15 protein-coding genes are annotated in these 12062 nt (G+C 38.7%); 7 read left to right on the top strand and 8 right to left on the bottom strand.

Features of this window, described 5'->3' with window-relative positions; translation table 11 throughout:
- Positions 1–154: 154 nt before the first annotated feature.
- From serA to V6E76_RS01605, 4 genes are all read right to left on the bottom strand, one after another.
- A complete protein-coding gene (serA, locus tag V6E76_RS01620) occupies positions 155–1750 on the bottom strand; it encodes a phosphoglycerate dehydrogenase (protein ID WP_247348346.1) in 1596 nt (531 codons plus the stop codon).
- Between the two features lies 1 nt (position 1751).
- A complete protein-coding gene (locus tag V6E76_RS01615) occupies positions 1752–2885 on the bottom strand; it encodes a pyridoxal-phosphate-dependent aminotransferase family protein (RefSeq protein ID WP_247348343.1) in 1134 nt (377 codons plus the stop codon).
- A gap of 60 nt (positions 2886–2945) precedes the next feature.
- Positions 2946–3998: an AAA family ATPase gene (locus V6E76_RS01610; protein WP_247348341.1), complete on the bottom strand. Its 1053-nt coding sequence runs from the start codon at positions 3996–3998 to the stop codon at positions 2946–2948.
- Positions 3999–4065: 67 nt separating this feature from the next.
- On the bottom strand, positions 4066–4314 hold the full coding sequence (locus V6E76_RS01605) for a hypothetical protein (RefSeq protein ID WP_247348338.1): 249 nt from the start codon (positions 4312–4314) through the stop codon (positions 4066–4068).
- Positions 4315–4378: 64 nt separating this feature from the next.
- Between V6E76_RS01605 and V6E76_RS01600 the strand changes: the two genes are divergently transcribed.
- Positions 4379–5626, top strand: coding sequence for a lipid II:glycine glycyltransferase FemX (locus V6E76_RS01600; protein WP_247348335.1), 1248 nt, complete (start codon positions 4379–4381; stop codon positions 5624–5626).
- A 53-nt stretch (positions 5627–5679) separates the two neighbouring features.
- On the opposite strand, the gene V6E76_RS01595 is transcribed toward V6E76_RS01600, so the two are convergent.
- Genes V6E76_RS01595 through V6E76_RS01580 form a run of 4 tightly spaced genes read right to left on the bottom strand, consistent with a single transcriptional unit; the run spans position 5680 to position 7623 of the window.
- Positions 5680–5955 (bottom strand): hypothetical protein, encoded by a 276-nt coding sequence (locus V6E76_RS01595; RefSeq protein ID WP_084145634.1) that lies wholly within the window; start codon positions 5953–5955, stop codon positions 5680–5682.
- Between the two features lie 11 nt (positions 5956–5966).
- A complete protein-coding gene (gene mspA / locus V6E76_RS01590) occupies positions 5967–6284 on the bottom strand; it encodes a membrane stabilizing protein MspA (RefSeq protein ID WP_247348332.1) in 318 nt (105 codons plus the stop codon).
- Entirely contained in the window at positions 6281–7411 is a 1131-nt protein-coding gene (locus V6E76_RS01585) for an MFS transporter (RefSeq protein WP_247348329.1), read from the bottom strand. The genes mspA and V6E76_RS01585 overlap by 4 nt, the downstream gene beginning before the upstream one ends.
- 44 nt (positions 7412–7455) lie before the next feature.
- Positions 7456–7623 carry an SE1832 family protein gene (locus tag V6E76_RS01580; protein ID WP_166627144.1) on the bottom strand — a complete coding sequence of 56 codons (168 nt, stop codon included), beginning with the start codon at positions 7621–7623 and terminating at the stop codon, positions 7456–7458.
- Between the two features lie 209 nt (positions 7624–7832).
- Between V6E76_RS01580 and V6E76_RS01575 the strand changes: the two genes are divergently transcribed.
- The 6 genes from V6E76_RS01575 to rplW all read left to right on the top strand — a co-directional run bounded on the left by V6E76_RS01575 (position 7833) and on the right by rplW (position 12023).
- Positions 7833–8471, top strand: a complete 639-nt coding sequence (locus V6E76_RS01575; protein ID WP_499797692.1) for a YczE/YyaS/YitT family protein — start codon at positions 7833–7835, stop codon at positions 8469–8471.
- A 23-nt stretch (positions 8472–8494) separates the two neighbouring features.
- Positions 8495–9826, top strand: coding sequence for an NCS2 family permease (locus V6E76_RS01570; RefSeq protein WP_247348324.1), 1332 nt, complete (start codon positions 8495–8497; stop codon positions 9824–9826).
- 289 nt (positions 9827–10115) lie between these two features.
- The gene (gene rpsJ / locus V6E76_RS01565) at positions 10116–10424 is read left to right on the top strand and encodes a 30S ribosomal protein S10 (protein WP_026865808.1); all 309 of its coding nucleotides are present in this window, start codon (positions 10116–10118) and stop codon (positions 10422–10424) included.
- 22 nt (positions 10425–10446) lie between these two features.
- Positions 10447–11109 (top strand): 50S ribosomal protein L3, encoded by a 663-nt coding sequence (gene rplC, locus V6E76_RS01560; protein ID WP_026865807.1) that lies wholly within the window; start codon positions 10447–10449, stop codon positions 11107–11109.
- A gap of 21 nt (positions 11110–11130) precedes the next feature.
- Positions 11131–11751: a 50S ribosomal protein L4 gene (gene rplD, locus V6E76_RS01555; RefSeq protein ID WP_247348320.1), complete on the top strand. Its 621-nt coding sequence runs from the start codon at positions 11131–11133 to the stop codon at positions 11749–11751.
- The gene (gene rplW, locus V6E76_RS01550) at positions 11751–12023 is read left to right on the top strand and encodes a 50S ribosomal protein L23 (protein ID WP_026865805.1); all 273 of its coding nucleotides are present in this window, start codon (positions 11751–11753) and stop codon (positions 12021–12023) included. The genes rplD and rplW overlap by 1 nt, the downstream gene beginning before the upstream one ends.
- Positions 12024–12062: the final 39 nt, after the last annotated feature.

Genomic DNA, 12062 nt, shown 5'->3' with positions numbered 1-12062 from the left:
CTTATCACCAAAAAAGAAGGTAATGGTGATAAGTGAGTTAAAAAGTAATGACTTATCACTAAAAAAGAAGATGATGGTCATAAGTGAATAAAACAGAAGTGACTTATCACCGAAAAGAGGTCCATCCGTTAACTGAAACGGATGGACCTTATTACTAATCCAAAATAATAGTGTGCACCTGATGAATGTTTTTAATGTCTTTGATTTTCTCTAGAGTCTTAACCGGTACTTGATTATCTAGGGTGAAGAGTACCATCGCATCACCTTCACGCACTTGTCTTGCAAGCTGCATGGAAGCGATATTGACTAGATCTTCACCTAACAAAGCACCGAGTTCACCGATAATACCTGGTCGGTCAGTGTGTTCAATAATTAGGATGTGAGATTCTGGCTTGAAGTCAATCGGGTATTGATTTAGTTTTACTAAGCGTTCACCGTATCCAGGTATACTGGATGAACCGATAGTGACGTGTTCTTTATCGTTGATGAGTTCGACTTCTAAATAGTTAGTGTAACCGTCGGCCTTAGGGTTCTTTTCAACATTATAGGTCACGCCGAGCTCTTTTAAATAATAGAGGGCATTGATAATATTTACCTCATCTGCAAAGTGCGGTTCTAGGACATGTTTGACAAAAGTACGTGTTAGAATACTCGTATCATCAACTGCAAGATCACCATAGTACTTGATTTTAACTTCGTGTGGTGGTGCATCTAAGAGTTGGATTCCAAACTGACCGAGATGCCTAACGACAGACAGATATGGTCTCAGTTCTTCGGTTACAGAACTAGAAATACGAGGTGCGTTGACCGCATGTGTAATTTTGTTGTCTAAGAAGTACTCAATAATCTCTTTAGATACACTTACAGCAACTTTTTCTTGTGCTTCGACGGTAGAGGCACCGAGGTGTGGGGTTACCACTGTCCGGCGGTGTTCTATTAAAGCTGTATTATCTGGAGGTTCTGTTACAAACACATCCAAGGCAGCCCCGTTAACGATTCCCGCTTCAAGTGCTTCTAGTAAGTCATCTTCATCTACAATACCACCTCGAGCAACGTTGATTACATAGATTCCTGTATCTTTAACCTTACTGAAGAAGTCTTTGTTAATCAGACTTTTCGTTTGTGGAGTGAGCGGCGTATGAACAGTGACGAAATCTGCGACTGCTGCGAGTTCATCCACTTCCATTTTTTCAATTTCATTATCATTGGCTTTTTCATCTGATAAGTACGGATCAAACGCCACTATTTTCATACCAAAACTCTTTGCACGACGGGCGACGCCGAAACCAATCTTACCTGCGCCAATAATACCGAGGGTTTTACCTTGGAGTTCAACGCCCTTATGCGCACCGCGGTTCCATATACCACTTGTAAGTTCTTTATATGCTTCAGGTATGTCTCTTGCCATGGTGAGGAGCATTGCCATCGTATGCTCTGTTGCAGATATCGTGTTACCTTCAGGTGCATTGATAACGATAATGCCATGTCGAGTCGCTGCATCAATGTCAATGTTATCAACGCCAACACCTGCGCGCGCAATCACCTTTAATTTTTGAGCATGCTGGATGATTCTCTTGGTCATGGTCGTTTGGCTACGGACAATGACCGCTTCAAAGTCACTGATGATATCGATGATCTGTGCTTCTGATAAACCTTCTTGTCTGCTAACGATAAAATCATCATGAGCGATTAATTCTTCAATTCCATCTTGGCTCACAGGGTCTAGAACTAATACCTTATGTTTGACCATTTCATCTCTCCTCGTAGGCAGTAAGGGCTTTTCCATAATAGTTTTTTTGTCTGTGTTTACTTAATATATCTTCTAAGGCGCTGAGTATGGTTAGCATATCTTTCGGGAACATAAAGCCCATATGTCCGATGCGTATGATTTTTCCTGACAGGTCTTTTTGACCGCCAGCAACGGATATACCATAGTCATTAAACAAACTGTCTTTAATTAAGGTGATTTCTTCAGGTGATGATTTTACAGCTGTGACAGTAGGTGAAGCATCAGCTTCTTCTACTAATAGCTCTAAATCTAAAGCTTCTATGCCTCTTCTTATCATCTGTTGCATTTTTTTGTGGCGTGAAAAGATAGCTTCTAACCCTTCTTCTTCAATCATTGCTAACACATCATCCAGACCTTGATATAAGGTCACTGCTGGTGTTTGAGGTGTGTAATCATCTTCGAGGGACTTTAAGTACATTCTTAAATCTAGGTAATATCGCTTATCTGGTGTTTGATTTAGTTTTTCATAAGATAGGTCGTTAATGCCAACGAAGGCGAGACCCGGTGGTAGCATTAAGGCTTTTTGACTGCCAGTGACTAAGACATCAATATCGTCACGTTTCATATTAATATCCGCACCACCTAGGGCACTTACAGCATCGACAACAAAAAGTGTTCGTGCATTATAATCTTTTACCACTTTACCGAGTGCATTCAATGGGTGGAGTACAGAAGTGGAAGTTTCACATGCTTGAGTAAAGACCGCAGATACATTATCTATGGTTGCTAAGAAATCTTTAAATGCCACTGGATCAACGGCACGTCCCCATTCAACATTGTAAACATGGACATTGTAGTTATAACGTTCGGCAATATCTTTGAATTTACCACCAAAGACACCACTAACGATAATGACGATATTTTCGCCTTCTTCTACGAAGTTGACCATCGCTGCTTCTAAAGCACTCGTACCTGAAGCGGTTAAAATCACTACAGGATGAGTAGTTCCGAATAATGGTTGAAGGCGATTCTGAATTTTAACACTTAAATCTTTAAAGGCTTGGGTGCGATGTGGGATAATACCTTGCGACATTGCTTGGTATGTTCGTCTAGCAACAGGCGTAGGGCCTGGAGTTAATAACAATTCTTCCTGCACAAATACCACTCCTAATTCTTGGATAGATTAACATTTATTATAACAAAATAAATTTAAAATTCAGTTATCTTTGCCATCTTCTAGTAATTCATCACATAATTGATGTGCACGGAGGTAATTTTCTTGGTAACTTTCATTTAAAATGACCGCCTGGTCCATGAGATTATATGCTTTTAACTCCTCTAGTAGTTTGTTGTAAAACTTAATCTCATCATCATTTGCATCTGACTTTGGGGGTAAGATAAATATCAGTGCCCAGTTTTGAAGTTGGATATAATGTTCAAATATTTGATTGACATATGCTTTATCTTCTTGGTTGCTTAACATATTGTAGACTTTCGAATACATCACATCTGTATCGGCAAAGAAAATCTTACGTGTCGCACTTGAGTGAATATGCTCACGGTTTAAGTCGAACTGGCCGATGCCAATTGCATGGTAATCTTTCGCATCCAGTTCATGTGGCATGAGTTGATGTGTTTTAAAGTATTCTTTAGCGTACTCAAGTGAATAACTCGATGAATACCGCCTTGCCAAATCCTCAGTCAACATTGATTTACCACTGTTAGATGCGCCAGTTATTAATACATTTTGAACGAAGTAACGTCTAAACGGACGCGTGACGTAATCCCAGTTTAAAATGGGGGTCTCTCTAATCTCTGTACCACTAATTCCTAAAATTTTTCGGTCAACCATAGTCATTTTGATGTCGAGTTCTGGCCAGTAGTCAGTAAAAAAGCTTTCAAGTGGTTCCACATATTCGCTTTCTCCAACGTAAAAAGTTAGCTTTTGTACGTCAAAGTCAAGTTCATCTTTGGTCTTCTTAATCAGGCTAGAAAGCATCTTTAACCAAGACTGCCAACCATCTGGATAACGCGGAATATCAGTCTCATTAAGTTGTAAGACTGTGACATTGGTATCATTTTTAACAAGTTGACGCATGGCACGTGTTCTGTGTTCAACATTCATACCAATCTTATCGCCTCTGTCTCCGTCATAACCTGAAACGATGATGATGGCGTGACGATTTTCTCTCTTTGCACGAACAATTTGTTCGAAGTGACCGACGTGACATGGGGCAAAAGTTCCGAAATAAACACCTAAATCTCTCATATAAACGACTCCTAAAAGGTACTTTGAAAAGAACAGTTGAGCTAAATATGCTACAATACTTAAGAAATTAAATGTAAATTAAAGCGATAATTGCGAAATGAGCAAGACCACTTAAAATAGAAATAATAGATAGTATTTTAACGCTTTTTGATGAACCGACTATAAAGAAAAGTACAGGTAAGATAATTGAGACAGCTAGTAAAATAATCCTTGAACTGAGTAAGGCAATGAGGTCATCATGTTGATATGTTAAATTAATATTGATCAAGCTATAAATATTAAATGCAGTAAGTAAAATTAGAATGATTTGTTTCATTTTTATACGCTCCCTTTGGGGACTTATTATAGCAGAAATAATGAAGAAATGATTGGTGGAGACTATGGTAGAGAAGTTAAATATTACCGATAAAACACACGATGAATTTGTAATGTCACATCCGAACGGTGACCTATTACAATTGAGCTCATGGGCAGGAACAAAGACATTAACTGGTTGGTACAGTAGAAGGATTGCCGTCGGGCGTGATGGTCAAGTAGAAGGTGTAGGCCTACTTCTGTTTAAGAAAGTGCCAAAGACACCATTTACAATGTGCTATGTTTCAAGGGGATTTGTCTGTGACTACAGAGACAGAGAAGTACTTGAAGTACTCTTAGCCGAAGCGAAGCGAATTGCTAAGGACGAAAAATCCTATACTATTAAGATTGACCCAGATATCCAGGTAGAGGGTAATGAAGATATTATTGAAAGTTTAGAGGCATTAGGATTTAAACATCACGGCTTAACAGATGGTATGAGTAAAAAAGTAATTCAACCAAGAACGACGATGGTCACCAACATAGAAGTAGATGATAAGACACTCCTACAAAGCTTCGAACGTAATAACCGCACCAAGGTTAGAAATGCCTTAAAAGCGGGAACAACTGTTGTTAAAGCAAAACGGGAAGACCTGCCTGATTTTGTGAAGCTTATGAAAGAAACTGGAGATAGAGATGGTTTCTTAACAAGAGATATCACATATTTTGAATCCTTATACGATCACTTAAACCCAGCGGGTCACATGGAATTATTTTTAGTGAAGTTATTACCACAAGAAGCGATTCTATCAACAGAAGCGGCGATTGAAAAAGTGCATAAGGAAACGTCGAAAGCTAACAAAATAAAAGATGACCAGAAAAGAAACAACCAACTCGAAAACTTAAACAACCGACTAGAAAAGTTGAATAGCCAGCTATCGGATATGAAAGAGATTAGAAGTACGCACCCTGATGGTGTCTTATTATCTGGCGCTTTACTTGCTTTAGCCGGACGAAAAGCCTATTACCTATACGGTGCATCATCTAATGAATATCGTGAATACCTACCGAATCACCACATGCAGTGGCACATGATGCAATATGCGAGAGAACATGGTGCTAAAAGCTATGACTTCGGTGGTGTATCAGTATCACCAGATAAGGATGATGAACACTTCGGCTTATGGCAGTTTAAAAAGGTTTGGGGAACAGAAGTATCTGACAAAATCGGAGAATTTGATTATGTCATTAATAAACCCCTTTACACCCTATCTGAATCTATGGTTCCATTATTTCAAAAAGCGAAGATGCAAATTGGTAAAATACTTCGTTGATAACAAAAAGCTGAGCGTGCACCATGATAAGGTGCGCACTCAGCTTTTAGTTTTTATAAATAGTAAGGTTGCATAATTGCAATATACACAATGAACAAGATAGAAGATATAGAAATAATAATTAATGATAGGGAGAAGTATGAATGTATTTGTCGACTTTCATTCAAATTAGGTTCAGAGCGAAAGGCTCTAATACCTGTAATGACTGAAAGGGCTGATAAGGTAAACCAAATATATATATTATAAAAAATAATACCATCGTTAATTGAATAATTAATAAAGAATAAAATTTGAATGATTATCAGCAGTATTAAAATAACGCGTCTCATAATTTATCTCCCTAGAGTGTAATTAACATTATAATCAACACAAGTGTCATAGTTAGCGTAAAAGCGTGAATTAAAAATAAGTTCTTTTGATCACCTTGTTTTTCCTTAAAAGCAGTGATTTCTACACTTAAAACAATGCATATCGCTAAGGCAATTGTCAGGTAAATATCACTACCGCTTAAGGACATCGCTGTTGTAATGATCATGATTAAAAATGCTAACCCTGAAAATAGGCGTGCAATGTCTAAAGCCTTAGAACGAAAAGTTAGAATTGTTGCCGCACTGACTACGATGTAGATTAAAACGATGAGTATGGATAACAGAATCATGCCAGTCTCCTTCTCTTCTTATAATATTGAAAAATGAAGTGTGTTGAGAATATTGTCATTAAAGCACCGAAGTAGAATGGTATACCTGGTGTGAATAGGAATAGTGCATTAAACACAAGAGGGCCACAAATTCTTCCCAAACTATCTAAAGAGTAGGTCGTTGCAGTCACTCTACCCATATCATCTTGAGATGCTTCTTTTGTGATTAATGACGTCATCAACGTTTTAACAAGGGCATTACCTGTCATTAATAAGACAATGCAAATACCTGCGTAAACTAGGCCGGTCATGAATGGCAACATTATAAATGCGACTACTGCCATGACTTGACCGATTATCATCGGCATTTTCTCGTCGCCATCTTTAATTCTTCTAATAAATACACCTTGAGTTAAGGCATTAAATATCCCCCCGATAAAAAACAGGACACCCATCTCTGTCGGTGTAATATTTATTTTTTCTTGGCCTAGAAGTTGGAAGGTACTCTCCATTCCGCTCATGAAGAACATAACGAAAAATGTGCCAACCAAAAGTATACCAATTGGTTGAGTAAAGTAATCAATCGTGAGACCGATTTTCTTAGGCGCCACATTCGTTTGTCTTTTATATGTCTCAGGTACTTTAATCAAGCTAAATACTAGGGCACCAAGGATAACCACTGTCGTCATATAGTAAGCGAAACTCAAACTGATGCCTGCTAATAATCCACCAACACCAGGACCAAAGATAAAGCCAAAACCGATACACATACCGACTAAGCCCATGTATTTCGTACGTTCTTCTCTTGTTGTAATGTCTGCTACCATACTGGTCGTCGCAGTGTATAACGCCCCTGAAGCGGCACCACCGATAATTCTACTTATATATAAAATAGGTAAGTTGTCGATGAACAAACCAAATATGAGAAAACTGAATGCAAATGTAGATAAGCCGCCGATTAATAATGGGCGTCGACCTATTTTGTCCGATAAGCGGCCGAAAAATGGTGCAGATAAGAAGCTCGCCAAGGAGTATATGGCAAGCAAGAGCCCCATATGTATAGTACTGACACCAAGTTGGTTAACGAGTTCCGGGATAACAGGAATGATCATACTAAAGCCGAAGTAAATCAAAAATTGTATAATCATAATGACGGAAATCAATTGTTTCATCTATATACACGCATCCTGACTTATTGATTTTTAATAGCTTGTCTTACTTCTTTTATTTCTTTTTCAAGTGCAGCAAGTCGGTCGGTCATTTTTTTAGTCGGATGACCTGTAGATTCAATTTTTTCTAGGTCACCTTGTAAATGTACGTACTCATACTTGAGCTCTTGTAACTTACTTTCTAAGTCCATTTTACCACCACCTAAACTTAACTCATATCATATCATAATAATAATTCCTTGAATGTGAAGAGAAATCAAAAATAGTATTTTGACAAACAATGAAGCGTTTTTATAGGTAAATGTACGGATTTGCATGGATTTTTCTGTGATGAGGTGTATAATATATATGTATTTAACGGGAAGCTTAATGAATAACTTGGAATATTAGGAGTGGTACCTTGTCCGAAAGCTTTATAAAACGTTGCTTGTTTTATTTCGTGGGACTGTTGATTATGTCCCTGGGTGTTGCCTTACAAGTTAAGGGCTTTGTAATGGGTTTGTCACCTTGGGATGTTTTACATTTTGGGCTCTGGCAGTCACTCGGCCTCACCTTTGGATCATGGTCAGTTATTGTCGGGATTGCCATCGTGATTACCACATCAATTTTGATAAGGAAATTACCAAAAGGTGGTGTCTATGTCAACTTAGTGGTCATGGGGGCGTTTATTGATTTCTTTGTTTGGCTCTTACCTGATGTGGCTTCATGGCCTGTTCAGGCAGTTTACTTTACACTTGGGGTCTTTGTCGCTTCATTCGGCACTGCTTTTTACATTACGCCGAATCTTGGAGCTGGTCCTAGGGACTCATTAATGATGATACTCGTGTGGAAATTTAATTTGAGAATGGACCGAGCGAGGTTTTTAATGGAACTCGTCGTTGCGATTATCGGCTTACTATTGGGTGGTCCGGTATTTATAGGTACGATTTTAATCGTCTTGTTTTACGGTAAGTTAATCAATATGTTTTTCCCATATACAAGAGAGATGCTCATACGATTCATCGGATATAATGATCCGAAAATCTTACAATTAAAATAATCTATAATGGATTGGAGTCAGTTATGAAAAAGTTTTTTATGTTTGATGAGCTCGGCACAAACTTTAAGAAAGAAATCATTGGAGGACTAACGACCTTCCTTTCGATGGCTTATGTCTTAGCAGTCAATCCTTCTATCCTTTCTCTTCAGGGTGTTGAAGGTGTACCGGATGATATGAAGATGGATATCAATGCTGTCTTTGTTGCCACCTGTTTAGCAGCCTTTGTCGGTTGTTTATTCATGGGGATTATTGCGAAATATCCAATCGCACTTGCGCCGGGGATGGGATTGAATGCATTCTTCGCCTTTACAGTAGTCTTAACAATGGGCATTCCTTGGCAAACTGCCTTGACGGGTGTTTTATTCTCAGGATTAATCTTTGTAATTTTAACTTTAACCGGGCTGAGAGAATACATAATTAACTCTATTCCAATGGAGATGAAGATGGCTGTTTCAGCGGGGATTGGATTTTTCATTACATTCGTTGGATTGCAGTCATCCGGAATTATTGCAAATGATGATGCGACTTTAATTAGTTTAGGTAATGTACAAGATGGTGGGGTCATTCTCACTTTTGTTGGTCTAGTGATTACAGTTATACTGATGACAAAAAAAGTGCCTGCGGCAATATTTATCGGAATGATTGTTACAGCGATTATCGGTATTATAGTAGGAATTGTCCCAATGCCTAATTCAATTGTCGGTTCAGTACCAAGTGTGGCACCGACATTTGGTGCAGCTTTTGAAGGCTTTATGAATCTAGACTCAATATTAAACGTTCAATTTCTAATTGTCGTTTTAACGTTTCTATTTGTTGATTTCTTCGATACAGCAGGCACACTTGTTGGAGTCGCTTCACAAGCTAACCTAATTAAAGACAATAAGTTGCCACGTGCTTCAAAAGCTCTATTAGCGGATGCCTTTGCGACGATTACTGGTGCAGTATTTGGGACATCGACGACAACATCTTATGTTGAGTCAACAGCAGGTGTTGCAGCCGGAGCGAGAAGTGGATTTGCAGCAGTCGTGACAGGTGTCCTATTCTTAGCAGCGATATTCTTCTCACCGCTCATTGTTACTTTTACATCCGAGGTTACTGCGCCTGCACTTATAATAGTAGGAATATTAATGGCTTCTAACTTATCTAAAATTAGCTGGGGACGTTTTGAAGTTGCGGTACCTGCCTTTCTAACTGTCTTCATGATGCCTTTAACCTATAGTATAGCGACAGGTATTGCGGTTGGTTTTATCTTCTACCCAATTACGATGATTATGGCAGGTAGACGTAAAGAGATTGACCCGATTATGTATGGACTTTTCGTGGTATTCATACTGTACTTTGTCTTTATAAACTAGAACTAATAGTACTTAATATAGAAGAAAAGATATAATTAATTAAAATAGCGAAGAAATCTCTAGAATACTATTGATTTCTTCGCTGTTTTGCTGTATCATATCTAACGTTGGACTTGAGTGGACACCAATGTGTCCTTTATAGGTGAAGTGCTGATTTCATGCGCCTCACACATCGATGACGCGAGAGGTTACTGACACACCCGGCCGCATTGCCATGGCTGATGCGTGAGAAAATTTTCGCTGAGAGAGTCTACCATAATAGGATGACGACCATAAGGAGGTATAAATAATGGCAAAACAAAAAATTCGTATTCGTTTGAAAGCGTACGATCACAGAGTGCTGGATCAATCAGCAGAAAAAATCGTTGAAACGGCTAAACGTTCAGGTGCAGATGTATCCGGACCAATTCCGTTACCAACTGAAAGAACTGTTTACACGATTATCCGTGCGGTACACAAGTACAAAGATTCTCGTGAACAATTCGAGCAACGTACACACAAACGTCTTATCGACATTTTAAACCCTACACCAAAAACAGTTGATGCTCTAATGGGCTTAAACTTACCATCAGGTGTAGACATCGAAATCAAGTTATAAATTATAGGAGGTGCGACTTTCGATGACCAAAGGAATCTTAGGTAGAAAAATTGGGATGACTCAAGTTTTCGGTGAAAACGGAGAATTAATCCCTGTAACAGTAGTAGAAGCTGCTGGTAACGTAGTAGTTCAGAAGAAAACAGAAGAAACAGACGGTTATAACGCGATTCAAATCGGTTTTGACGACAAACGCGAATATAACGCGAAAGCAAGAAGTAACAAGTATGCAAACAAAGCAGAAGCAGGCCATGCTAAAGCATCAGGTGCTGCTCCTAAGCGCTTCGTACGTGAATTCAAGAACCTAAACGTAGACGAATTCAACGTAGGTCAAGAAGTCACTGTTGATACATTTGAGACAGGTGATTTTGTAGACGTGACGGGAACTTCAAAAGGTAAAGGTTTCCAAGGTTCTATTAAACGCCACGGCTTTGCACGCGGACCAATGAGCCACGGTTCACGCTACCACAGAAAATCAGGTGCTATGGCGATGGCTGCGAGCCCGTCAAGAGTATTTAAAGGTAAAAAATTACCTGGACAAACTGGTGGTAAAACAATCACAATGCAAAACCTTGAGATTGTACGCGTTGACGCTGACAAAAACGTTATTCTTATCAAAGGTAACGTACCTGGCCCTAGAAAGAGCTTTGTAAAAATCTCATCATCAATTAAAAAAGGTAATAAGTAATAAGGAAGGGAGGATAAACACATGGCAATCGATGTTTTATCAAAAGAAGGAACTAAAGTAAGTTCTATTGAATTAAACCAAGATATTTTTGGTATTGAGCCAAACCAACACGTACTTTTTGAAGCAGTTAACTTACAAAGAGCTTCATTAAGACAAGGTAATCATGCTGTAAAAAACCGCTCTGCAGTTCGCGGTGGTGGTAAAAAACCATTCAGACAAAAAGGTACTGGTAATGCACGTCAAGGTACAATCCGTGCGCCACAATTCCGTGGTGGTGGTGTAGTATTCGGACCAACTAAAAGATCTTATGGTTACAGCATGCCTAAGAAAATGAGAAAACTTGCACTTCGTTCAGCACTTTCAGCTAAAGTGAACGAAGAAGTATTCCAAGTGGTAGATAGCCTAGCAATGGAAGCGCCAAAAACTAAAGAATTCGTAAAAGTTCTTGAAAATCTTGGTGCTGCTAAGAAAGTACTTCTAGTACTTGATACTAAAGACGAAGTTGTTGAAAAATCAACACGTAACATCCCTGGTGTTAAAGTGTTAACTCCAGCCGGTCTTAACGTACTAGATATCCTATCTGCTAACCATGTGATTTTCACTGAAGGAGCAATCAAAAAAGCAGAGGAGGTACTTGTATAATGGATGCACGCGACATTATCAAGCGCCCAGTAATTACTGAGCGTTCTGCTGACTTAATGTCAGAAGACAAATACACATTTGATGTAGACGTCAGAGCGAACAAAACACAAGTTAAACACGCTATCGAAGAAATCTTCGATGTAACAGTAGATAAAGTTAACATTATGAATGTTAAACCTAAGAAAAAACGTATGGGCCGTTACGAAGGCTATACAAACAGAAGAAGAAAAGCGATTGTAAAACTTAAAGAAGGTTCAATCGAAATCTTCTAATTAAATATAAACACATACCATTAAGGAGGTATAACGAGG

Source organism: Jeotgalicoccus huakuii, from assembly GCF_036665975.1.
GTDB lineage: Bacteria > Bacillota > Bacilli > Staphylococcales > Salinicoccaceae > Jeotgalicoccus > Jeotgalicoccus marinus.
Note: the sequence above shows the minus strand (reverse complement) of the source record. Positions and strands in the feature narration are given on the sequence as shown.

Coding starts and splice junctions, on each gene's coding strand:
- serA (WP_247348346.1), bottom strand. CDS start 1,750: ATGGTCAAACATAAGGTATTAGTTCTAGACCCTGTGAGCCAAGATGGA.
- V6E76_RS01610 (WP_247348341.1), bottom strand. CDS start 3,998: ATGAGAGATTTAGGTGTTTATTTCGGAACTTTTGCCCCATGTCACGTC.
- V6E76_RS01605 (WP_247348338.1), bottom strand. CDS start 4,314: ATGAAACAAATCATTCTAATTTTACTTACTGCATTTAATATTTATAGC.
- V6E76_RS01600 (WP_247348335.1), top strand. CDS start 4,379: ATGGTAGAGAAGTTAAATATTACCGATAAAACACACGATGAATTTGTA.
- V6E76_RS01595 (WP_084145634.1), bottom strand. CDS start 5,955: ATGAGACGCGTTATTTTAATACTGCTGATAATCATTCAAATTTTATTC.
- mspA (WP_247348332.1), bottom strand. CDS start 6,284: ATGATTCTGTTATCCATACTCATCGTTTTAATCTACATCGTAGTCAGT.
- V6E76_RS01585 (WP_247348329.1), bottom strand. CDS start 7,411: ATGATTATACAATTTTTGATTTACTTCGGCTTTAGTATGATCATTCCT.
- V6E76_RS01580 (WP_166627144.1), bottom strand. CDS start 7,623: ATGGACTTAGAAAGTAAGTTACAAGAGCTCAAGTATGAGTACGTACAT.
- V6E76_RS01570 (WP_247348324.1), top strand. CDS start 8,495: ATGAAAAAGTTTTTTATGTTTGATGAGCTCGGCACAAACTTTAAGAAA.
- rpsJ (WP_026865808.1), top strand. CDS start 10,116: ATGGCAAAACAAAAAATTCGTATTCGTTTGAAAGCGTACGATCACAGA.
- rplC (WP_026865807.1), top strand. CDS start 10,447: ATGACCAAAGGAATCTTAGGTAGAAAAATTGGGATGACTCAAGTTTTC.
- rplD (WP_247348320.1), top strand. CDS start 11,131: ATGGCAATCGATGTTTTATCAAAAGAAGGAACTAAAGTAAGTTCTATT.
- rplW (WP_026865805.1), top strand. CDS start 11,751: ATGGATGCACGCGACATTATCAAGCGCCCAGTAATTACTGAGCGTTCT.